General features: G+C 60.1%; 21 protein-coding genes and 2 pseudogenes. 12 read left to right on the top strand and 11 right to left on the bottom strand.

The annotated features are described in order from the left end of the window. The first annotated feature begins 241 nt into the window (after positions 1-241). From pqqA to E3W21_RS20590, 7 genes are all read left to right on the top strand, one after another. The gene (gene pqqA / locus E3W21_RS20625) at positions 242-313 is read left to right on the top strand and encodes a pyrroloquinoline quinone precursor peptide PqqA (protein ID WP_003253598.1); all 72 of its coding nucleotides are present in this window, start codon (positions 242-244) and stop codon (positions 311-313) included. Between the two features lie 55 nt (positions 314-368). Further along, positions 369-1,283 (top strand): pyrroloquinoline quinone biosynthesis protein PqqB, encoded by a 915-nt coding sequence (pqqB, locus tag E3W21_RS20620; RefSeq protein ID WP_134421665.1) that lies wholly within the window; start codon positions 369-371, stop codon positions 1,281-1,283. Between the two features lie 145 nt (positions 1,284-1,428). Then, positions 1,429-2,181, top strand: a complete 753-nt coding sequence (gene pqqC / locus E3W21_RS20615) for a pyrroloquinoline-quinone synthase PqqC (protein ID WP_134421664.1) — start codon at positions 1,429-1,431, stop codon at positions 2,179-2,181. Next, complete coding sequence (gene pqqD, locus E3W21_RS20610) at positions 2,178-2,450, top strand: pyrroloquinoline quinone biosynthesis peptide chaperone PqqD (RefSeq protein WP_129444851.1); 273 nt, start codon at positions 2,178-2,180, stop codon at positions 2,448-2,450. The genes pqqC and pqqD overlap by 4 nt, the downstream gene beginning before the upstream one ends. Continuing rightward, positions 2,428-3,570, top strand: a complete 1,143-nt coding sequence (gene pqqE, locus E3W21_RS20605) for a pyrroloquinoline quinone biosynthesis protein PqqE (RefSeq protein WP_134421663.1) — start codon at positions 2,428-2,430, stop codon at positions 3,568-3,570. Before pqqD ends, pqqE begins: the two co-directional genes overlap by 23 nt. Positions 3,571-3,814: 244 nt before the next feature. After that, positions 3,815-4,978: an alcohol dehydrogenase-like regulatory protein ErcA gene (ercA, locus tag E3W21_RS20595; RefSeq protein WP_129444849.1), complete on the top strand. Its 1,164-nt coding sequence runs from the start codon at positions 3,815-3,817 to the stop codon at positions 4,976-4,978. Next, a complete protein-coding gene (locus E3W21_RS20590; RefSeq protein ID WP_134421661.1) occupies positions 4,962-6,689 on the top strand; it encodes a NahK/ErcS family hybrid sensor histidine kinase/response regulator in 1,728 nt (575 codons plus the stop codon). The genes ercA and E3W21_RS20590 overlap by 17 nt, the downstream gene beginning before the upstream one ends. Here the strand turns inward: E3W21_RS20590 and E3W21_RS20585 are convergent. The 6 genes from E3W21_RS20585 to copC form a co-directional block, all read right to left on the bottom strand. Then, positions 6,674-7,549: an aldose 1-epimerase gene (locus E3W21_RS20585; protein ID WP_134421660.1), complete on the bottom strand. Its 876-nt coding sequence runs from the start codon at positions 7,547-7,549 to the stop codon at positions 6,674-6,676. The genes E3W21_RS20590 and E3W21_RS20585 overlap by 16 nt on opposite strands. Then, positions 7,546-8,430, bottom strand: a complete 885-nt coding sequence (locus tag E3W21_RS20580; protein ID WP_134421659.1) for an SMP-30/gluconolactonase/LRE family protein — start codon at positions 8,428-8,430, stop codon at positions 7,546-7,548. Before E3W21_RS20580 ends, E3W21_RS20585 begins: the two co-directional genes overlap by 4 nt. Before the next feature lie 53 nt (positions 8,431-8,483). After that, positions 8,484-9,308 (bottom strand): NAD(P)-dependent oxidoreductase, encoded by an 825-nt coding sequence (locus tag E3W21_RS20575; RefSeq protein ID WP_134421658.1) that lies wholly within the window; start codon positions 9,306-9,308, stop codon positions 8,484-8,486. A gap of 330 nt (positions 9,309-9,638) precedes the next feature. After that, a complete protein-coding gene (locus E3W21_RS20570; protein ID WP_129444844.1) occupies positions 9,639-10,937 on the bottom strand; it encodes an OprD family porin in 1,299 nt (432 codons plus the stop codon). Between the two features lie 189 nt (positions 10,938-11,126). Then, positions 11,127-11,987, bottom strand: coding sequence for a copper homeostasis membrane protein CopD (gene copD / locus E3W21_RS20565; RefSeq protein ID WP_134421657.1), 861 nt, complete (start codon positions 11,985-11,987; stop codon positions 11,127-11,129). Positions 11,988-11,990: 3 nt separating this feature from the next. Then, positions 11,991-12,356 (bottom strand): copper homeostasis periplasmic binding protein CopC, encoded by a 366-nt coding sequence (gene copC / locus E3W21_RS20560; RefSeq protein WP_134421656.1) that lies wholly within the window; start codon positions 12,354-12,356, stop codon positions 11,991-11,993. A gap of 140 nt (positions 12,357-12,496) precedes the next feature. Here copC and E3W21_RS20555 point away from each other — a divergent pair, with 140 nt between their 5' ends. Next, a complete protein-coding gene (locus E3W21_RS20555) occupies positions 12,497-13,117 on the top strand; it encodes a TetR/AcrR family transcriptional regulator (RefSeq protein WP_008149783.1) in 621 nt (206 codons plus the stop codon). A 107-nt stretch (positions 13,118-13,224) separates the two neighbouring features. Here the strand turns inward: E3W21_RS20555 and preA are convergent, their stop codons facing one another. The 3 genes from preA to hydA all read right to left on the bottom strand — a co-directional run bounded on the left by preA (position 13,225) and on the right by hydA (position 17,468). Then, complete coding sequence (preA, locus tag E3W21_RS20550; protein ID WP_134421655.1) at positions 13,225-14,499, bottom strand: NAD-dependent dihydropyrimidine dehydrogenase subunit PreA; 1,275 nt, start codon at positions 14,497-14,499, stop codon at positions 13,225-13,227. Continuing rightward, positions 14,500-15,867, bottom strand: a complete 1,368-nt coding sequence (locus tag E3W21_RS20545; RefSeq protein WP_134421709.1) for an NAD(P)-dependent oxidoreductase — start codon at positions 15,865-15,867, stop codon at positions 14,500-14,502. Between the two features lie 161 nt (positions 15,868-16,028). Then, positions 16,029-17,468, bottom strand: a complete 1,440-nt coding sequence (gene hydA, locus E3W21_RS20540) for a dihydropyrimidinase (protein ID WP_134421654.1) — start codon at positions 17,466-17,468, stop codon at positions 16,029-16,031. Between the two features lie 551 nt (positions 17,469-18,019). Between hydA and E3W21_RS20535 the strand changes: the two genes are divergently transcribed. Beyond that, positions 18,020-19,504 carry an NCS1 family nucleobase:cation symporter-1 gene (locus E3W21_RS20535; protein WP_134421653.1) on the top strand — a complete coding sequence of 495 codons (1,485 nt, stop codon included), beginning with the start codon at positions 18,020-18,022 and terminating at the stop codon, positions 19,502-19,504. Positions 19,505-19,645: 141 nt separating this feature from the next. Beyond that, positions 19,646-20,929 carry a Zn-dependent hydrolase gene (locus E3W21_RS20530; protein WP_134421652.1) on the top strand — a complete coding sequence of 428 codons (1,284 nt, stop codon included), beginning with the start codon at positions 19,646-19,648 and terminating at the stop codon, positions 20,927-20,929. 79 nt (positions 20,930-21,008) lie between these two features. Here E3W21_RS20530 and E3W21_RS20525 read toward each other — a convergent pair whose 3' ends face one another. Together E3W21_RS20525 and E3W21_RS20520 are read right to left on the bottom strand one after the other, a co-directional pair. Further along, complete coding sequence (locus E3W21_RS20525; protein WP_134421651.1) at positions 21,009-21,422, bottom strand: DUF6691 family protein; 414 nt, start codon at positions 21,420-21,422, stop codon at positions 21,009-21,011. 2 nt (positions 21,423-21,424) lie between these two features. Beyond that, positions 21,425-21,859 (bottom strand): YeeE/YedE family protein, encoded by a 435-nt coding sequence (locus tag E3W21_RS20520; protein ID WP_134421650.1) that lies wholly within the window; start codon positions 21,857-21,859, stop codon positions 21,425-21,427. Between the two features lie 119 nt (positions 21,860-21,978). Between E3W21_RS20520 and E3W21_RS20515 the strand changes: the two are divergent. Further along, positions 21,979-22,290 (top strand): annotated as a pseudogene (locus tag E3W21_RS20515) (carboxymuconolactone decarboxylase family protein); the annotation flags it as partial. A 3-nt stretch (positions 22,291-22,293) separates the two neighbouring features. Further along, positions 22,294-22,515: pseudogene (locus E3W21_RS20510) on the top strand (sigma factor); the annotation flags it as partial. Between the last annotated feature and the right edge of the window lie 81 nt (positions 22,516-22,596).

Genomic DNA, 22,596 nt, shown 5'->3' with positions numbered 1-22,596 from the left:
GAAGAACCTGTGGGAGCGAGCTTGCTCGCGATGAGGCCATTACCTTCAACATTGATGTTGACTGTCAGGCCGCCATCGCGAGCAAGCTCGCTCCCACATTGGTTTTGGGTGTGCTGAAAATCTGGCGACACCCCCTACCAATGCACGCCGCCACCTCGTTCGAAAGTAGCATTCGGGTGCCTGGCCCCCCGTGCATTAATGGCTTTACCGGAATCGTCCGGCATAAGAAGAGGATTGACCCATGTGGACTAAACCCGCGTTTACCGATCTGCGCATTGGCTTCGAAGTGACGATGTATTTCGCCAACCGCTGATCGTTCACCCGGCCAGCCGTTACGTTGGCCGGGCCTGCCTTCTGGAGCATTGCCCATGCACATTCGCGTTCTCGGATCCGCCGCTGGCGGTGGTTTTCCGCAATGGAATTGCAACTGCCGCCAGTGCGCCGCGATGCGCAATGGCAGCCTGCGGGCCCAACGGCGCACCCAGTCCTCGATTGCCCTGAGCGACAACGGTGTGGATTGGGTGCTGTGCAATGCTTCACCGGACATTCGCGCGCAACTTGAGAGTTTCGCGCCGCTGCAACCGGCGCGCCGGGTGCGGGATACTGCGATTGCCGGCGTCGTCCTGCTGGACAGCCAGATCGACCACTGCACCGGCCTGTTGAGTCTGCGCGAAGGCTGCCCTCATTCGGTCTGGTGCACCGAACGGGTCCATGAAGACCTGAGCAGCGGCTTCCCGTTGTTCACCATGCTCAAACACTGGAACGGCGGGTTGCAGTGGCAACCGGTCGGGCTCGACTGCGAGCCGTTCAGCATCGCCGCTTGCGCACATCTGCGATTTCGCGCGATCCCCTTGTTCAGCAACGCACCGCCGTATTCGCCCAATCGCGGCAATCCGCAGCCGGGCGACACCATCGGCTTGTTTATCGAAGATCGGCGCAGCGGCGCTTCGCTGTTCTACGCGCCGGGCCTGGGACAGGTCGACGACGAGGTTCTGAGCTGGATGCAACGCGCCGATTGCCTGTTGCTGGACGGCACCTTGTGGCGCGACGACGAGATGCGAGTCTGCGAAGTCGGCCAGAACCTGGGCAGTGAAATGGGTCACCTGTCGCAAAGCGGCCCTGGCGGCATGCTCGAAATCCTTGAAGGCTTCACCCGCCAGCGCAAGGTGCTGATCCACATCAACAACACCAACCCGATCCTCGATGAAGACTCGGCCGAGCGGGCGCTGCTGGAGCGGCGCGGGATTGAAGTGGCGTTTGACGGCATGAGTATTGAGTTGTAGCGGAGGGCCCCTTCGCGAGCAAGCCCGCTCCCACAGGGGATCTCCACTGGACACAAAATGTGTGAACAACAGAGAACCAATGTGGGAGCGGGCTTGCTCGCGAAGAGGCCAGAACAGACACCGCAGTGCTTCCAGGAGAACCGCAATGAACGACACACTGATGTCCCCCGCCGAATTCGAAGCGGCCCTGCGCGCCAAAGGCGCCTATTACCACATCCATCATCCGTTCCACCAAGCCATGTACGGCGGGCGCTCCAGTCGTGAGCAGATTCAGGGCTGGGTCGCCAATCGCTTCTACTATCAGGTGAACATCCCCCTGAAGGACGCCGCAATTCTCGCCAACTGCCCGGACCGCGACGTGCGCCGGGAATGGCTGCAACGAATCCTCGATCACGACGGCGTGCCCGGCAGCGAAGGCGGGATCGAAGCCTGGCTGCGGCTGGGCGAAGCGGTGGGGCTGGATCGCGAGCAAATCCTCTCACAGGAATTGGTGCTGCCCGGTGTCCGTTTCGCCGTCGACGCCTACGTCAATTTCGCCCGTCGCGCCTGTTGGCAGGAAGCCGCCAGCAGTTCGCTGACCGAGCTATTTGCGCCACAGATCCACCAATCCCGACTCGATGCCTGGCCAACCCATTACCCTTGGATCGACGTCGGCGGTTACGACTATTTCCGTAATCGCCTGAGTCAGGCTCGACGGGATGTCGAGCATGGTTTGCGCATCACCCTCGCGCATTACGTCACGGTCGAAGGCCAGCAACGCATGCTGGAAATCCTGCAATTCAAGCTCGACGTGCTGTGGAGCATGCTCGACGCCATGAGCATGGCCTACGAGCTGGAGCGCCCGCCGTATCACACCGTCACCACCGAGAACGTCTGGCACCGGGGGATTGCCCTGTGAGCCTGATCAACCGCGAGCAATCACCGTCGCTGCGTCAGGGTTTTCGCCTGCAATGGGAACCTCGTCAGGACTGTCACGTGCTGCTGTACCCCGAAGGCATGATCAAACTTAACGACAGTGCCGGGCAGATCCTCGATCTGGTGGACGGCCAGCGCAGTGTCGCGGCGATCATTGATCGACTGTCTGCGAATTTCCCCGGCGTACCGGGGATCGACGAAGATGTGCTGGCGTTTCTGGAGGTGGCCCATGCTCAATTCTGGATCGAGTGACTCGCCTCCGGGCCCGCCGCTGTGGCTGTTGGCGGAGCTGACCTATCGTTGCCCGCTGCAATGCCCGTATTGCTCCAACCCGCTGGACTTTGCCCAATCAGGCGAAGAGCTGAGCACCGAAGAGTGGATCAGGGTGTTCCGCGAAGCCAGAGAGATGGGTGCCGCGCAGTTGGGCTTTTCCGGCGGTGAACCGTTGGTTCGCCAGGACCTGGCCGAACTCATCAAAGCCGCCCGGGACATGGGTTACTACACCAACCTGATCACCTCGGGCATCGGCCTGACCGAGCAGAAAGTGCACGATTTCAAGGTCGCGGGGCTGGACCATATCCAGATCAGCTTCCAGGCCGCCGACGAAGCGGTGAACAACATGCTCGCCGGCTCGCGCAAGGCCTTCGCCCAGAAACTGGCGATGGCCCGGGCGGTAAAGGCCCAGGGTTATCCGATGGTGCTGAACTTCGTCACCCATCGCCACAACATCGACCAGATCGCGCAGATCATCGACTTGTGCCTGGAGCTGGAGGCGGATTTCGTCGAATTGGCGACGTGCCAGTTCTACGGCTGGGCCGAGCTCAACCGGGTTGGCCTGTTGCCCACGCGCGAACAATTGCAGCGTGCCGAGCGCATCACCCACTCATATCGCGAGCGTCTTGAAGCGCAGGGCCACCCGTGCAAGCTGATCTTCGTCACCCCGGATTACTACGAAGAGCGTCCCAAGACCTGCATGAACGGCTGGGCCAATCTGTTTCTCGACATCACCCCCGACGGCACGGCGTTGCCTTGCCACAGCGCCCGCCAGTTGCCGGTGCAGTTCCCCAATGTGCGCGAGCACAGCATCGAGCATATCTGGACTGATTCTTTCGGTTTCAATCGCTTTCGTGGCGATGACTGGATGAAAGAGCCGTGCCGCTCCTGCGATGAAAAGCACAAGGACCTGGGCGGCTGCCGCTGCCAGGCATTCATGCTGACCGGCGACGCCGCCAACGCGGACCCGGTGTGCAGCAAATCCCCGCACCACGGTGTGATTCTCAAGGCTCGCGAGGAAGCCGAGGCCCCGGGGCTGGGCATGGAACACCTGACGTTGCGTAACGAGAAGGCTTCGCGATTGATCTATCGCGGGTGAATCGAAAAGGTGCGTCCGACACAAATCCCCTGTGGGAGCGGGCTTGCTCGCGAAGGCGGCTTTACATTCAACATTGATGTCGATTGACCCACCGCTTTCGCGAGCAAGCCCGCTCCCACAGTTGATCTGCGGTGGATACAAGATTTGAGTACACCCAGCCTGCTACCCATTGGTCTGATTGCATTCACAGCCGGATGCTTTAGTGTGGACGTTACCTTCCAAAACAATAAAAACAGGCTTTCCAATGAGCCAGAGTCTCAGCCAGCTGCGTAAATTCGTTTCGCCTGAAATCATCTTTGGTGCCGGCTGCCGGCACAACGTCGGCAATTGCGCCAAAACCTTTGGTGCCCGCAAGGTGCTGCTGGTCAGCGATCCCGGTGTGATTGCCGCCGGTTGGGTCGCCGATGTCGAGGCCAGCCTGCAAGCCCAGGGCATCGAGTATTTCCTGTACAGCGCGGTCTCGCCCAACCCGCGGGTCGAAGAAGTGATGCTCGGCGCCGATCTGTACCGGGAAAACCATTGCGATGTGATCGTGGCCGTCGGTGGCGGCAGCCCGATGGATTGCGGCAAAGGCATCGGCATTGTCGTCGCCCATGGACGCAGCATCCTCGAATTCGAAGGCGTGGACACCATCCGTATCCCCAGCCCGCCGCTGATCCTGATTCCAACCACCGCCGGCACCTCGGCCGATGTCTCGCAATTCGTGATCATCTCCAACCAGCAAGAACGCATGAAGTTCTCCATCGTCAGTAAGGCGGTGGTCCCGGATGTGTCGCTGATCGACCCGGAAACCACGTTGAGCATGGACCCGTTCCTGTCGGCCTGTACCGGCATCGATGCGTTGGTGCATGCCATCGAAGCGTTTGTGTCAACCGGTCACGGGCCGTTGACCGATCCCCATGCGCTGGAGGCGATGCGCCTGATCAACGGCAACCTGGTGCAGATGATCGCCAATCCGAACGACATCGCCCTGCGCGAGAAAATCATGCTCGGCAGCATGCAGGCCGGGCTGGCGTTCTCCAACGCGATCCTCGGTGCGGTGCACGCCATGTCCCACAGCCTCGGTGGCTTTCTCGACTTGCCTCATGGACTGTGCAACGCGGTGTTGGTGGAACACGTGGTGGCGTTCAACTACAACTCGGCACCGGAACGCTTTAAGGTGATCGCCGAGACCTTTGGCATCGATTGCCGGGGCTTGAATCACCGGCAGATTTGCGGGCGTCTGGTCGAACATCTGATCGCTCTGAAACATGCGATCGGCTTCCACGAAACCCTGGGATTGCACGGGGTCAGCACTGCGGACATTCCGTTCCTGTCACAACACGCCATGCACGACCCGTGCATCTTGACCAACCCGCGCGAGTCCAGTCAGCGTGATGTCGAGGTCGTCTATGGCGAAGCCCTCTGACGAACAGCAACGGGCGCTGGCGGGGTTACTGGGATTAGGCAGCCACTCGGCGCGCAAGAGCCATTACCCGGAACTGGCCGCGCGCCTCGACGAGCTGGAAACCGAGCGCAATCGCTACAAATGGCTGTTCGAAAATGCGGTCCACGGAATCTTTCAGGCAAGCCTCCTGGAAGGCATGCGTGCCGCCAACCCGGCCCTGGCGCGGATGCTCGGCTATCAGGACCCTCAGGAAGTGCTGTTCTCGCTGGCTGATCTGGCGAGCAACCTGTTTGTCGGCGGCGCTCAAGAACTGGAAAACATCGGTGAACTGCTCAAGCGCGAGCGCAGCCTGCTCGGCTACGAAACCCAATTGCGGCGCAAGGATGGCAGCAGCCTCGACGTGCTGATGAACCTGTTGCTCAAGCCCGATCAGGAAGGGCTGGTGGAGGGTTTTGTCGCCGACATCACCGAACGCAAACTCGCCCAGCAGCGCCTGCAGCAACTCAACGACGAACTGGAGCAGCGCGTCACCGCGCGCACCGACGAGTTGCTGGAAGCCAACCGCAACCTGCAACAGCAGATCACCCAGCGTAAACAGATCGCCCAAGCCTTGCGCGATGCCCGGGACGCCGCCGAGGCCGCCAACCGCAGCAAGGACAAATACCTCGCCGCCGCCAGTCATGACCTGCTGCAACCGCTCAATGCCGCGCGTTTGCTGATCTCCACCTTGCGCGAACGCAAGCTTCCCGACGTCGAACAGGTGCTGGTGGAGCGTACGCATCAGGCGCTGGAAGGGGCGGAGGATTTGCTCACCGATTTGCTGGATATTTCCCGGCTCGATCAGGCGGCGGTCAAACCGGACATTGCGCTGTACCGTCTCGACGAATTGCTCGCGCCGCTGGTGTCGGAGTTCCAGTCAGTGGCCGAAGCCGCAGGGTTGAACTTGCGGGTGCACATGGGCGATTACGCCATCAGCACTGACTTGCGCCTGATGACGCGGATTCTGCGCAACTTCCTCAGCAACGCCTGCCGCTACACCGACGAGGGCAGCATCCTGCTGGGTGCCAGACGCCGGGGTGAAATGCTGCGCCTGGAAGTCTGGGACACCGGGCGCGGGATCGCGGCGGACCGACTGGATTCGATCTTCCTCGAGTTCAACCAACTGGACGTCGGACGCGCCGCCGACCGTAAGGGTGTGGGCCTGGGGTTGGCGATCGTTGAACGGATTGCAAAGATCCTCGGCTATAAAGTCGGGGTTCATTCGTTGCCGGGGCGCGGTTCGATGTTCAGCATCGACGTGCCGATTTCCCATGAAATTCCGCTGCCGATCAGTCTGGCGGCACCACAACCAGGCAACGGCAATCCATTGCCGGGCCGACGTTTGCTGGTACTGGACAATGAAGTGAGCATCCTCGAAAGCATGAGCGCGCTGCTTGGGCAGTGGGGCTGCGAGGTGGTCACGGCCACGGATGAATTTTCCGCACTGGCCGCTTTGCAGGGGCGACCGCCGGAACTGATTCTGGCGGACTACCACCTCGATCACGGGGTGGTGGGTTGTGATGTGGTCAGGCATTTGCGCGAGCATTACCACCAGGTGATTCCGGCGGTCATCATCACCGCAGACCGCACGGACCAGTGTCGGCGCTCATTGCAGAGACTCGATGCACCGCTGCTGAACAAACCGGTGAAACCCGGCAAGTTGCGTGCGGTGCTGAGTCAGTTGCTAGGGTAGCGATAGTGCAGGCTGAAACCGAGCTCGGCTGACTCGCCTTGCGCCAGCAATCGCAACCCCGGTCGACCGGGCAGGTGATGCGCGTTGACCGGGTGGCTCACCGGTTCGATACAGAAAAAATCCAGGCCCACCGGGCAGTAGAGCAGGAAGTAATCGCTGCCGGTGGCGCGGCATTCCAGCTCATAGCCCAGCGCTGGCTGGCGGATCAGGCAGTGGCCGTCCCATTCGCAGAAGCCGTTGTCGACCAATGTGTCGGGCAGCGCCTTGAGCGACTGGAAATCCCATTCGGCCGGCAACGCACTGAGGTGTGTCGGCAGTTTGGTCCCGTCACACAACCAGACGCGCCGGGCCTGCGCCTGCAACTGGGTGCCCGTGGTACGCGGAAAGTAGGGATGCAAGCCGAGCCCATGCCAGGCAGGGCTTTCGTCCAGATGGGTGACCTTAAGATCAATGCTCAGCTTGCCTTCGCGCAGATGGAATCGTTGCCGGGCGCGATAGGCGAAGGGCGTGGTGCTGTCGAGTTGCAGGACGACTTCATCGCGCGCCTGCGAAACTACCTGCCACGGCTGTTGCCAGGCGCTGCCGTGAATCGGCAGGGGATCGGTGAGGCTGTTGGGTGTCAGCGCCAGCCAGCCATCGGGGCATTCAAAGCCGCCTTCGGCAATGCGGTTCGACCACGGTGCCAAGGGAAAACACCCGAGTTTTCCCGGCAGACCGGTGTTCAGCGCGTGAGCATCGCTGTGGCGCAACAGCGGCAAACCCGTGCCGCGCACGCTCCAGTTGACGATGCTGCCACCGAGTTCCGGGGCGAGGGTGAGATGGGTGAATTCGTCTTCGAGGTTCAGCAACGTTGGCGTCATATTACCTTCGGCTCCGGCAAACCTTTCACCCCGGGATTGAGGGCGAACACACCGCCGGCCAGCGACTGTTCGTCATGGTCGTCGCCGGGGCGGATCGAGGTCACGAACAATGTGTCCAGACGACTGCCGCCGAAGGCGCACATGCTCGGTTTTTTCACCGGTACGGCGAGGGAACGGTCCAGTCGGCCATCGGGACTGAAACGGTGAATCAGCCCGGCGTCATTGGCACAAATCCAGTAGCCGCCTTCGGCATCGACCGCCGCCCCGTCGGGACGACCAGGGAGTTGATGCATGTCGACAAACAGCCGCCGGTTGGACGGTGTGCCGCTGTCGGTGTCGTAGTCAAAGGCCCAGATTTGCTGGACCAGGGGATGAGAGTCAGACAGGTACATCGTTCGCCCGTCCGGGCTGAAACCCAGGCCGTTGGGCACGATAAACCCGCTGAGTTGCGCCTCGAGTGGCCCGCGTTGCCCGGCGCTGTAGCGGTAAAGCGAGCCGTCGGCAGCGTTGGCCCCCATGTTCAGCACCATGCTGCCCGCCCAGAAGCGCCCCTGACGATCGCAGCGACCATCGTTCAGGCGCATATCGGTGCGGGCGTGTTCGACCGGAGCCAGGAGGTTGCTGTCGAGGCTGCCATCGTTATGCGGGTGCAGATGAAAGAACCCGCTTTGCATCCCGGCAACCCAGCCGCCGTTGCTGTGACGTGCAATGCAGGCGAGCATTTCCGGTGCTGTCCAGGCGTGAACATGGCCGGTTTCGGCGCTCCAGCGCTGAAGTCCGCCGGCCGGAATATCAACCCAATACAGGGCGTTTTCCTCGGGGACCCAGACCGGGCATTCACCGACTGCGTTGCGAGCATCGACAATCAATTCGGCTTGCATGACAACTCATCCCCTCGGGTTTTTGTTGTTGGGATCAAGTGATTTACGCGGGTTCAGTCGCCGAACGGGCCGGACGCGACAAACGCACCACCCTGGTAGACCCGAGCCGGGTCGTCAGCGGCCGGCATCGGTTGGGCTTCGACTTTTTCGCGGAACACTTCGGAACTGTCCTGAGGTTCATAACCCAGGCAGGTGGCGAAACGGTTGTCCCACCAGACGTTCTTGTTGTCGGACATGCCGTAGACCACGGTGTGGCCGACATTGGGGGCGTACAGCGCGCATTCGAGCAATTGAGTCAGGTCGCCGAAGCTCAACCAGGTGCTCATCATTCGGCGGTTGAGCGGTTCCGCGAACGAGGAGCCGATGCGCACGCTGACGGTCTCGATGCCATAGCGATCGAAGTAGAAACTGGCCATGTCTTCGCCGTAGGACTTGGACAAGCCGTAGTAGCTGTCCGGGCGGCGAGGGGAGTGGGCGTCGATGACTTCATCCTGCTTATAGAAGCCGATCACGTGGTTGGAACTGGCGAAAATCACCCGCTTCACACCATGACGGCGAGCGGCTTCGTAGATGTGAAAGACGCCGCAGATGTTGGCGCCGAGGATCTCTTCGAACGAGTGCTCCGTCGACACGCCACCAAAGTGCAGGATTGCGTCCACGCCTTCAACCAACTGATGGACTGCTTGCTTGTCTGCCAGGTCGCAGGGCACGACTTCTTCACGGTCATCGATGGCCGGGGCGATGTCAGTGATGTCCGACAGGCGAATTACATTGGCGTAGGGCCGCAGGCGTTCGCGCAGGACTTTGCCGAGGCCACCGGCGGCACCGGTCAGGAGGAGACGATTGAAAGGAGCGCGGGCTTGAGTAGTGATGGTCATGGAAGTCCCTGAACAAGCAGTCATTGTTATTGAATTTGTTGTAGGTTGTCGTACGACTAGTTTGAAGTATCGTTAGCCATTCTGGTGGTTGTCAACGACACATCAATTGAAATTGACGAAGGGTCTGCTCGCCCCGCGATCGATGTAGCAGCTGGCGAAGCCTGCGTTCGGCTGCTAAGCAGTCGTAAAATCAGCCGACGCGGTGCATCAGGAAAATCACGTGCGCAGGGTTTACGACTGCTTAGCAGTCGAACGCAGGCTTCGCCAGCTGCTACAAAGAGCGAGTTGTGGCACAAATCGGGGATTTTCAACCTTGTCGTAATACCCGGCTTACAACAACGAGATCGGGTAGTTGATGATAATGCGGTTTTCGTCGAATTCATTGGTGCTGAAGTCCTTGCGGATCGACGCATTACGCCATTTGACGTTGAGATTCTTCAGCGCGCCGCTCTGCACGGTGTAAGCCAGTTCTGACTCGCGGCCCCATTCCTTGCCGTCGGTAATGGTGCCTGTGTGCACGTTATCGCCGCTGATGTAGCGGTTCATCATCGTCAGGCCGGGAATGCCGAGCGCCACAAAATTGTAGTCGTGGCGCAGCTGCCAGGATTTTTCCTTGGCGTTGTCGTAGCTGGAGTTGTAGCTGTCGTTGGCCAGGGTCCCGCCGCTGGTGCCGTTGACCCGCATCCAGACATCGTCGCCGGTGAGTTTTTGCAGGCCGACAAAGAAGGTGCTGCCGCCGTATTTGGCCGAGAGCATGGCGAACGCGGTTTTGTTGTCGAGGTCACCGGCCAGGGCGCTGCCGTCTTCCTTGCCGATGAAGTAGCCAAGGTTGGCGCCGAGGGTCCAGTCGCCGATGGGCTGGCTGTGGCTCAGGTTGAAATACTGCTGCTGATAAATGTCGCTGAGTTGCGCGTACCAGACGCCGACCTGGGTGCGCTTCTCGTTGAACGCATATTCACCGCCGCCAAAGTTGAAACGGTCCGAGGTGAAGGCAGCCGATTTGCCGTTCATGAACATGTCTTGCATGCTCGCATCGTTGCGCGGGCTGTTGGCGCGGAACTGGCCGCCGTAGAGCGTCAGGCCACTGATCTCGGTGGATGTCACCTGACCACCACGGAAGGTTTGCGGCAGGGAGCGGCCGTCGTCGGAGCGCAGGATCGGCAACACCGGCATCCATTCGCCGACCTTCAATTCGGTTTTCGAAACTTTCCCTTTCAGCGCCACACCCAGGCGCCCGAAATTGTCGGCCGGGCGACCGTCGTCATGAATCGGCAGCAACGAGGTACCGCGCGTGCCTTTGCCTCCGTCGAGTTTTTCCGAGTACAGGCCCAGCACATCCATGCCGAACCCGACGGGGCCCTGGGTGAATCCGGATTTGGCATCGAGGATGAAGCTTTGCGTCCACTCTTCAGCCTTGCCCTGCGGGTAGGCCGGGTTCGTGAAGTTGCGGTTGATGTAGAAGTTGCGCAGGTTCAGCGTGGCTTTGGCGTCATCGACGAAACCTTCGGCATGACTGGTCATGGGCAGGGCGAGGGCCAGGCTGCTGCAACCGATCAGGCTCAGGGTATGACGGAGTGCGAAGGCTGGGCGAGGGGTGCAAACGGAGGAATTGCGGACGAGCTTGCTCACAGTGACGCTCCCGTGTTTCTTGTTGTTTTTATTTTTTGTTATACGTCGTCGTACAACATCGGGGCGGATTATTTGCAAGTGTTACAGGGAATGTCAATCAGAAGTTGTACGATGACTCGGCTCAATCAGGGGCATGTCGAAGAACCCCTGTGGGAGCGGCGGTGCGGCGATCCCACAGGGTTTTGTGTTTTAGCTCACGATCATCGGCGGCATCGTGCCGAGTAAAGAAACGGCAGCCACCGCTCCCATCCCCAGAAACCATTCCATGATCACGCTGGTTTTCAGCGTTGGCAGTCGTTGCTCGCAATGCTTGATCCGCAACCGATTGAACAACGCCAACCCCAGCATCGCGGCGACCAGCACAACCTTGATCAACAGAATCAGCGCAAACCCGGACAGCAGCGGCGTCGGCCAGAACTGCCCGGTGAGTACCCGTACGTTGATCAAACCGGTCATCACCAACCCCGCCACCAATACGTAACCAACGCCGCTGAAGCGTTGCAAGGTCGCTTTGATGGAATGCTCTGCCGGCTGCCGCAGGATCATTACCAACAACATCAAGCCGCCGAGCCAGGCGCCGACGCAGGTCAGGTGAATGATTTGATTGAGGATCAGCAATTGGGCGTTGAGGCCGTCGAGCATGGCTCCGTGGCCGACCGGGGCTAGGGTGGCCAGCAGCAGGCTGGCGAGGCCGATTCGCAGGGGTAGGTTTGAGCGCAATGGCGTCATTAGCAGCGCGACCAACAACGCATTGAGCAGCAAGTGCCAGCGCCAGACCTGCCCGAAAAACGTCTTGCCCAGCACCAGTTGCAGGGTTGACGGATCGAATGCCGCGTCCCACGAACCGGCCATGCTGGCGGTGATCAGCAGCAACCAGCTAACGCCAGTGACCAACGCCACCGCCGCCAGCCAGCGGCTAGTTTTCGTCAGTCGCTGATCCAGATTTCCAGCATCGCCATTGACCAGCAGAGGCCTGAACACCCAGGCCCCGAATAGCATCAGCACGACGGTGAAATGCAGAAAGCGGCACAGCACCATCGCGCTCGACATGAATTACTGGCCAACCTTGAAGCTGTAAGCACCTTCGCTTTTGTGGGTATCGACCGACACCGCGTGCCATTCGACTTTGTAGGCACCCGCAGCGAACGGTGCGGCCGGGGTGACGATCAGGGTTTTCTTGTCGCTGCCTTCGGTGGCGAGGCTCTTCACCGGCACGTCGCTGCCGTCCTTGCTGATCGTGACCTTGGAAAAGGTCGCTTCAACGCCTTCGGAAAACACCAGGCGCAATTCCGACGGCGCGGTCACTGTGCTGTCGGCGGCCGGGGTCTGGCTTTTCAGATGGGCGTGGGCAAACACCGATGAAGCGGCGAACAGCGAGCCGAGCAGGGCGACGGTGGTCAGGGTTTTCTTGAGCAGCATCGTGGAATACCTCTGAGGCGGGTTCGAAAGGGCGGTCAGTTTACCTGCGAGAAGCTGGGTGTACGAAGTTTCGTTTTCCCTTGTCGCCGCGAGGTAGAGCGGATGCTAGTCTTGAGCAACGCTGTTGTCAGGGAGCCCTCATGGGCAATCACAAGATCGAGATTCGTCGCAGTAACGTCGAGAAAATTCTGTTGGGGGCCGAAAAGGTTTTCGCCGAAAAAGGTTTCGGCGGCACCGCCATGGCCGACATCGCCGCCGAAGTGCAACTGCCGCGCTCCAACCTGCATTACTACTTCAGCACCAAGAGTGAGCTGTACAGCGCAGTGCTGTTGGGTTTGCTGGAAGTGTGGAAACAGGATGCCCTATGCTTCGAGATGTTCGACGACCCGCGCGTGGTGCTCAGCAGCTACATCCGCGCCAAGATGAACCACTCCCGCAGCCGGCCTTACGGCTCCAAGGTCTGGGCCAACGAAATCATCCATGGTGCGCCGACTCTGGGTGAGAAACTGGACGTCAGTCTGTACGACTGGGCCAAGATGAAAGAAGCGAAAATTCGCCAGTGGGTGGACGACAAACGCATCCTGCCGGTGGAACCTTCGAGCCTGCTGTACATGATCTGGGCGTCGACCCAGCACTACGCCGACTTTGATCATCAGGTGAATATTCTGAATGACCATCAGCCGTTGTCGGACATGCAGTTCGAGCGGGCGGTGCAGACGGTGACGAGTGTGATCTTGCGAGGGATTGGGTTGGAGCCGTGAATCAAAAGATCGCAGTCTCGTTTCACTCGACAGCTCCTACAGGGTTACGCAATCCCTTGTAGGAGTTGTCGAGTGAAACGAGGCTGCGATCCCTTGATCTTCAACGATCAAACAGCGACGTGATACGGATTCCTCGGATCATGATTCCAATCCAGAAACGGCTTCCCGTTCTCCATCGGCACCATCTCGATACAATCCTGCACCGGGCACGTGATCTGACACAGATTGCACCCCACGCACTCATCATCAATCACTTCATATTTATGCGTCCCGTCCGCCTGCTTCAGGCTCGCAACCGCCTGGTGTGAAGTATCTTCGCAAGCAATGTGGCAACGACCGCAACCAATGCACGCCTCCTGGTCAATCTTGGCAATCACCTGATAGTTGATGTCCAGGTACTTCCAGTCCGTGGTATTGCCCACCGCACGCCCGGAAAACTCTGACACGCTGGCGTAGCCTTGACTGTCCATCCAACGCGATAAACCGTCCTTCATCTCCTCGACAATCCGGAAGCCATGCAGCATCGCCGCCGTGCACACCTGCACCGAGCCGCTGCCCAGCGCGATGAATTCCGCCGCGTCGCGCCAGCTGCCAATGCCGCCAATGCCGGAGATCGGCAGGCCTTGCGTCTGTGGATCGCGGGCGATTTCAGCGACCATGTTCAGCGCAATCGGCTTCACCGCCGAACCGCAATAACCGCCGTGGGTGCTTTGGTTGCCCACCGCGGGATTGGCGACCATGCGCTCCAGGTTGACGCTGGTGATCGAGTTGATCGTGTTGATCAGCGACACCGCATCCGCGCCGCCACGATGAGCTGCGCGGGCGGCGACGCGAATGTCGGTGATGTTCGGCGTGAGCTTGACGATCACCGGCAGCGAGCAATACGTCTTGCACCAACGGGTGACCTGCTCGACATACTCCGGTACCTGGCCGACCGCCGCGCCCATGCCGCGCTCCGGCATACCGTGCGGGCAACCGAAGTTCAGCTCGATGCCATCGGCGCCGGTGGCTTCCACCAGCGGCAGAATGAATTTCCAGGATTCTTCGACGCAGGGCACCATCAGCGACACAATCAGTGCACGGTCCGGCCAGTCCTTTTTGACCTGAGTGATTTCCCGCAGGTTGATCTCCAGCGAGCGATCAGTGATCAGCTCGATGTTGTTGAAGCCCACCACTTCGCGGTTGGCACCAAAGTGCGCCGAGTAACGCGACGACACGTTGACCGCCGCCGGGTCTTCACCCAGGGTTTTCCAGACCACGCCACCCCAGCCGGCCTCGAAGGCGCGGACCACGTTGTAGGCCTTGTCGGTCGGTGGCGCGGAGGCCAGCCAGAATGGATTGGGGGCTTTGATGCCGGCGAAGACAATCGAGAGATCGGCCATTTACGCAGCCTCCACGTTGAGCATGAGTTGGGCGTTGATGGCCTCGGCGGCCCGTTTGCCGTGCTGCACCGCCTGCACGGTGAGGTCCTGATCGAGGCTGGTGCAGTCGCCGCCGGCGTACACGCCGGGGATGCTGGTGCGCAGGTTTTCGTCCACTTGAATCCGCTCACCCTGGCGCTTGAGTTCACGGGCCAGCGGATCGGCGAGGGCGCTGGCGTCGAAGGCCTGGCCGATGGCTTTGAAGATGGCGTCAGCGGCCAGTTCGAACGTTTCGCCGGTGGTTTGCAGGCGACCGTCGACTAACCAGGTCCGGGCGAAGCGCATGCCGCGTACTTGGCCTTGAGCATCGAGCAGGACTTCTTCGGGTTGTGCCCAAGTCAGCAAACGCACTTGATTGGCTTTGGCGATGTCCTGTTCGTGGCCGGTGGCGCCCATTTCCTCGACACCGCGGCGGTACACCAGGTTGACGTCGCGTGCCCCGAGGCGAGCCATTTGCACCGCCATGTCGATGGCGGTGTTGCCGGCACCCAAAACGATACAACGGTCAGCGAGGGGGAGTTGGGTCAGGTCATCGGCCTGACGCAGTTCGCGGATGTAATCGGTGGCGGCCAGCAGGCCGGGTGCATCTTCATGAGCAAGCCCCAGCTGTTTGCTGGCGGCCAGACCGAGGCCGAGGAACACCGCGTCGAACTGCTGATGCAGCTCGCTTAAGGTCAGGTTTTCTCCAAGTTTTTGCCCGTGGCGGATTTCGATGCCGCCGATTTCCAATAGGAACTCAAGCTCCTTCTGCGCGTAGTCGTCCACCAGTTTGTACTTGGCGATCCCGTATTCGTTGAGGCCGCCAGCCTTTTCCCTCGCCTCGAAAATCACCACGTCATGACCGTGCATGGCACTGCGGTGAGCGCAGGACAACCCGGCCGGACCGGCGCCAACCACGGCGATGCGCTTGCCGGTTGATGCAGCACGTTGGAAGGGGTGTTCGCTGAAGTGTGCGTTGTCGACGGCGTAACGCTGCAACAGGCCGATCAGCACCGGTGCGCATTCATGGTCGTTGTTGCGCACGCAGGCTTGCTGGCAAAGGACTTCCGTCGGGCACACCCGGGCGCAACTGCCGCCGAGGATGTTCGCCGAGAGGATTTTCTGCGCGGCGCCCTGAACGTTTTCCTGATGGATGTTGCGGATGAACGACGGAATATCGATTTCGCTCGGGCAGGCATTCACGCAGGGCGCGTCGTAGCAGTACAGGCAACGCGAGGCTTCCAGATGGGCCTGGCGATCGTTGAGCGGCGGTGCCAGATCGGTGAAATGGCCGGCGAGGGCGGCCGCATTCTCGTGCGGATGCGGGAGGTGGTTCAGGGTCTTGATCACGGTGTTGGCCTCACGGTTAATTGAGGTGATGCCTCTATCGGGCATTGGATTTTTTTGTTGTCTGGACTGGCCCTATCGCGAGCAAGCTCGCTCCCACAGGGATCTCGGGCGTCCACAAACCTGTGGGAGCGAGCTTGCTCGCGATAGGCCGAAGGCCGCTTTCAGCGTTTCACAGCCGTCGGCTTGTTCAACTCAGCCCGCTTGCTCAGCAAATCAAACACTGCCGGATACGCCGGTCGCTCGACATACCGCCCGGCACCACGCTCGGCGCGCAAATCACCATCGGCCCACACCACCCGGCCCTGACTGACGGTATGACTCGGAACACCGCGTACGGTTTTGCCTTCGAAGATGTTGAAGTCCACTTGCTGGTGGTGAGTCTTCGCCGAAATCGTCCGCGTACCTTCCGGATCCCACAGCACCAGATCCGCGTCCGCACCGATGCGGATCGCGCCTTTGCGCGGGTAGAGGTTGAAGATCTTCGCGGTATTGGTGGATGTGAGCGCCACGAAGTGCTGCATCGACAAACGCCCGGTGTTTACCCCTTCATCCCAGAGCACCGCCATGCGGTCTTCGATACCGGCCGTGCCATTGGGGATCTTGCTGAAATCGTCACGGCCGGCGGCTTTTTGCTCGGCGCAGAAGCAGCAATGGTCGGTGGCGGTGGTGTGCAGGTTGCCCGATTGCAGACCGTGCCAAAGTGCCTCTTGATGGCCGCGCGGACGGAAGGGCGGGCTCATCACGTAACCGGCGGCGGTCTGCCAGTCCGGGTGTTGATAGACGCTGTCGTCCAGCAGCAAATGCCCGGCCAGGACCTCGCCGTAGACTTGTTGGCCCTTGCTGCGGGCGTAGGTGATTTCGTCGAGGGCTTCCTTGGTCGAAACATGCACCAGGTACAGCGGCGTGCCCAGGGTTTCGGCGATGCGGATCGCCCGACTGGCCGCTTCACCTTCCACCTGCGAAGGGCGCGACAACGGATGCGCTTCCGGGCCGGTCATGCCTTGGGCCATCAACTTGCGTTGCAGGTGATAGACCAGCTCACCGTTTTCCGCATGCACGGTCGGCACCGCGCCCAATTCCAGGCAGCGCTCGAAACTCGCCACCAGCGTATCGTCGGCGGCCATGATCGCGTTCTTGTAGGCCATGAAATGCTTGAAGCTGTTGACCCCGTGGTGGCTGACCAGCTCGGCCATTTCCTCGCGGACCTGTTCGCTCCACCAGGTGATCGCGACATGGAAACCGTAATCCGACGCCGACTTCTCGGCCCAGCCGCGCCACTGATGGAAGGCTTCCATCAAGGATTGCTGCGGATTGGGAATCACAAAGTCGATGATCGACGTCGTGCCACCGGCAAGTCCCGCCGCAGTACCGCTGAAGAAGTCTTCACTGGCCACCGTGCCCATGAAGGGCAGTTGCATGTGCGTGTGCGGATCGATGCCGCCGGGCATCAGGTATTGGCCGCTGCCGTCGAGCACTTCGGCACCTGCCGGAACTTCAAGATTTTCGCCGATGGCTTTGATCACGCCGTCGGCGCAATAGACGTCGGCGCGATAACTTTCATCATGGGTAATAACGGTGGCGCCACGGATCAACAGAGACATTCCGAGTTCCTCGCAGGCAATGACCGACTTGTGCCGGTTCTAAATGTTTTATATGAAGCCGACGCAAACAGGTGTATTCCTGTCAGCGCTGTCAAGAATAAACGCTAGCCTGAGTTTGAGGATTGAGCAAGAATATTTTTTATAAGCTTATATCTGTTTTAACTTATTGATAAGTAACGAATAAATTTGTAAATCACCAAAATGGTGAGGCCTCTCACCATTTTGACGCACTTGACAGGTTGTAAAAATAGACGAGATTTCTTATGTGAAATCAGCCGCTTGAGGATGGTCTATGGTTGATGCGCAACGTTGAAAAAAAGTGGTATGCACCAGATTGAGTCCTGACTGTTCGGACAACTTGCCTGGCATTTGGCCTGAGTGAACAAGCAAGTAACCGGTGACTCATCGGCTATATAAATAAAACTGATAAACATCAGTTGGTTACAAAGTTTTTATGGAACTGCCCGATGCGCAAACGGGGTAACCGGCACGTTAATTGATGCCGTCAGCCCCTGATGAGCAACAATAATCAAAAGAACAGTGGAGCGGCCATGCAACAGATCAGATCGCAAGTGACCGAGCGCGACGGCTTGTTCGAGCTCGAAGCCGGCAGTGACGTCCTCGACAGCCCTCGTTACAACCACGACATGGCACCGACCAAGGTGCACGAACGAACCTGGAACAAATGGCACATCACCGCCTTGTGGGTCGGCATGGCGATCTGCGTGCCGACCTACACCCTCGGCGGCGTGCTCACCGCGTATTTCGGCCTGAGCGTCGGCGAAGCGTTGCTGGCGATTCTGTTCGCCAACATCATCGTACTGATCCCGCTGACCCTGAACGCCTTCCCCGGCACCAAGTACGGCATTCCGTTTCCGGTGTTGTTGCGTTCGTCCTTCGGCATCCTCGGCTCCAACATTCCGTGCCTGATCCGGGCGCTGGTGGCGTGCGGCTGGTTCGGCATTCAGACGATGTTCGGCGGACTGGCCATTCACCTGTTTCTCGGCTCCGTGTTCGAGGGTTGGAAAGCCCTTGGCGGTACCGGTGAAGTGATCGGCTTCATGGTGTTCTGGGCCTTGAACCTGTGGGTGGTGATTCGCGGCGCGGACTCGATCAAATGGCTCGAAACCCTCTCGGCACCATTGTTGGTGCTGGTGGGCGTGGGCCTGCTGGTATGGGCGATGCCGAACGTGTCGATGACCGAGTTGCTGGCGATCCCGGCCAAACGTCCGGAAGGCGCGAGCGTGGTCAGTTACTTTGCCGCCGGGCTGACCGCCATGGTCGGGTTCTGGGCCACCTTGTCCCTGAACATTCCGGATTTCAGCCGCTATGCGAAAAGCCAGAAGGATCAGATCGTCGGGCAGATTATCGGCTTGCCCCTGACGATGTTTCTGTTCGCCTCCCTCGGCGTGGTGATGACGGCCGCCTCGGTAAAACTGGTGGGTGTCACCGTCTCCGATCCGGTCACCCTGATCGGCCATATCCAGAGCCCGGTCTGGGTCGCACTGGCCATGGCGCTGATCATCATCGCCACGCTGTCTACCAACACCGCGGCCAACATCGTTTCACCGACCAACGACTTCCAGAACGTCGCACCCAAGTTCATCAACCGCACCAAAGCGGTGATGCTCACTGGCCTGGTCGGCTTGGCGCTGATGGCCCATGAGCTGTTGAAGAAGCTCGGTTTGATCGTCTCGGATTTAAGCCTGGAGACGGTGTATTCCAACTGGTTGCTGGGCTATTCGAGCCTGTTGGGCCCGATCGCCGGGATCATGGTGGTGGACTATTTCCTGATCAAGAAACAGCAACTGGATCTGGCCGGTCTTTACCGCGACGACGTTTATCCAGCGTGGAACTGGTTCGGGTTTATTGCGTTTGGTGTGCCGGTGGCGCTGACGCTGCTGTCGCTCGGTAGCAATGCATTCAGCTGGTTCTACGACTATGGCTGGTTTACCGGCTCAGCGCTTGGCGGGCTGATTTATTACGGGTTGTGCTCGATGCGCCCCAGCCCGTCTGTTGCGAAATCTGCGGTGTGATTGATGGCCTCTTCGCGAGCAAGCCCGCTCCCACACTTGAAATGCATTCCCCTGTGGGAGCGGGCTTGCTCGCGAAGACGGCCTCATAAACGACAACGATCAGCCTGAATAAACCTATATCAACTGCCTGAGGAGATCATCATGAACGCTGCCGTAGACGTTCTGCAGTCCACCCATCAGCACATCAACCGCGACCGCTTGTGGCAGTCGCTCATGGACCTGGCCAAGCTCGGCGCCACGGTCAAGGGCGGCGTCTGTCGCCTGGCCCTGACCGACCTCGACCGCCAGGCCCGGGACATTTTCGTCAACTGGTGCGAGGAGGCCGGTTGCACCGTCAGCATCGACGCCGTCGGCAACATCTTCGCCCGCCGCCCCGGCCGCAACCCGAACCTGCCACCAGTGATGACCGGCAGCCACATCGACACCCAACCCACCGGCGGCAAGTTCGACGGCTGCTTCGGCGTACTGGCCGGCGTCGAAGTCCTGCGAACCCTCAATGACCTGGGCGTGGAAACCGAAGCGCCGCTGGAAGTGGTGGTCTGGACCAACGAAGAAGGCTCACGCTTCGCTCCGTGCATGATGGGCTCCGGTGTATTCGCAGAAAAATTCACCCTCGAAGAAACCCTGGCCAAGGTCGATGCCGAGGGCGTCACGGTCGGTGAAGCCTTGAACGCCATTGGCTATGCTGGCGAGCGCAAGGTCAGCGGCCATGCCGTCGGCGCCTATTTCGAGGCCCATATCGAGCAAGGCCCGATCCTTGAAGACGAACGCAAAACCATCGGTGTGGTGATGGGCGCTCTCGGGCAGAAATGGTTCGACTTGAAACTGCGCGGCGTCGAAGCCCACGCTGGCCCGACGCCGATGCACCTGCGCAAGGACGCCCTGGTCGGCGCATCGGTGATCGTCGGTGCAGTCAACCGCGCCGCCCTCGGTCATCAACCCCACGCCTGCGGCACCGTCGGCTGTCTGCAAGCCTATCCCGGCTCACGCAACGTCATCCCCGGTGAAGTGCGCATGACCCTGGATTTCCGGCATCTGGAACCGGCGCGCCTGGACTCGATGATCGCCGAAGTCCGCGAAGTCATCGAAACCACCTGCGAGGAACACGGCCTGACTTTTGAACTGACACCCACTGCGGATTTCCCGCCGCTGTACTTCGACAAAGGTTGCGTCGAAGCAGTACGCGGCGCCGCCCAAGGCTTGGGCCTGTCGCACATGGACATCGTCAGCGGGGCAGGGCACGACGCAATCTTCCTCGCCGAACTCGGCCCGGCCGGGATGATCTTCGTGCCGTGTGAAGGCGGCATCAGCCACAACGAAATCGAAAATGCCGCGCCGGATGATCTGGCGGCCGGGTGTGCGGTGTTGTTGCGGGCGATGCTGGTGGCTTCGGCGGCGATTGCCAGCGGAGAATTGGCGGCCTGAAACGCAAAAAATCGTAGCCTTCGACAATGACTGCGCCGCCGAAGGCTACGACCTCTAGACATTGACCTGGCGAGGCGACTTAACGACGCGCTTGCAACACGCTGAATATCAACATCCCCGTCAGCATCGCGATTGCAAACACCCACGCCTGCCAATGTCCCGTCGGCAACAGCACCAGCGCCGGCCCGGGGCAGATGCCCGCAATGCCCCAACCGACCCCGAACAGCAGGCTGCCACCGATCAAGCGTCGATCCAGTTCACGACTGACCGGCAACTGCATCGGCGCCCCCAGCAAAGACTTGGATTGTTTCATGGCCCAGTGAAACGGCACCCAGGCCGCGGCAATCGCCCCGATCATGACCAGCGCCAGAGAGGGGTCCCACACACCGGTTATATCGAGAAATCCCAGCACTTTGGCCGGGTTGGCCATGCCGGCCAACAGCAGGCCGATGCCGAACAACAGGCCGGCAAGGAAAGCCGTGAGTTTTTTCATGTTCAAAACCCCAACAGATGGCGTAGGACAAACACAGTCACAAAGCCCGCGCACATGAAGCTCAACGTCGCGACGATGGAACGTGGTGAAAGCCGCGAGATACCGCACACCCCGTGGCCACTGGTGCAGCCAGAGCCATAACGGGTGCCGATCCCGACACACAATCCGGCAATGATCAGCCCCACGGTACCGGTCTTGAATTCAATGGTCGGCCCCACCTGAAACAGCGCCCACAACAGGGGGGCCGCCAGCAGTCCGAGGATGAATAAGGCTTTTTCGCCTCGCCCCGAATCACCTGGCGCTAGCAGGCTGCCGAGTAATCCGCTAATCCCGGCGACCCGTCCATTGGCCACGACCATCACGCTCGCCGCCAAGCCGATCAACGCACCGCCTGCCAACGCGGACCAAGGCGTGAAGTGCAGCGTATCCAGCATCATGGCAACTCTCCAGGCATTAAAGGGACAGCATAAATCACTCTTCGACTTGAGCTTAGGGCAGCCGCCGCGAGAAGGTGCTACGACCAAAAGATCAAAGCCGTTGTCGGCGAGTCACAAACCACCTGCGCGCCTCACAGATCAACCAATGTGGTTTCTGCGTGAAGATGCACACCCGCGAGGCCCGTGAAGCCAATGAAACCAACGAACGGCTGGACCGCTTGATCGTCTGGCGTCACGTCAGTGATTTCAGCGCATCCGAACGCGCCGCTCTGGCCAGGACCGAGGCTCTGACCGTACTCGACAAAAAGACCGATTACGCCAGCTTGCGCGGTGACTTGCGCGAGCACTTCAACGACGCGCAAATCGGTGCCTTGACGGCCGAGATCGGCATGATCAACCTGTGGAACCGTTTGCAGGTGTCGAGGCACTGATTGATGAACTCCGCTGAAAACGCCGCCGCTGTGTTCGAGCAGCGGCGGCCATTTTTGCTCGGTCTGGCGTATCGCATCCGCGGCTCCCGCGCCGAAGCAGAGGATGTCGTGCAAGAGCTGTTCATCAAATGGCTGGAGGCCGACCGTGCCGCCATTGCCATTGCCATTGCCATTGCCATTGCCATTGCCATTGCCATTGCCACGCCGGCCGCCTGGCTGACCACGGGTGAAGACCTGAGCTGAGCTTGCTCGCGAAGGCGGCGGATCAGTCAATAGAGATGTTGAAGATGATGGCCTCTTCGCGAG

It is taken from the genome of Pseudomonas sp. F01002, from assembly GCF_004402115.1.
Taxonomy (GTDB): domain Bacteria; phylum Pseudomonadota; class Gammaproteobacteria; order Pseudomonadales; family Pseudomonadaceae; genus Aquipseudomonas; species Aquipseudomonas frigoris.
The sequence above is the reverse complement of the archived record's forward strand: the minus strand, read 5'-3'. Positions and strand labels throughout refer to the sequence as shown.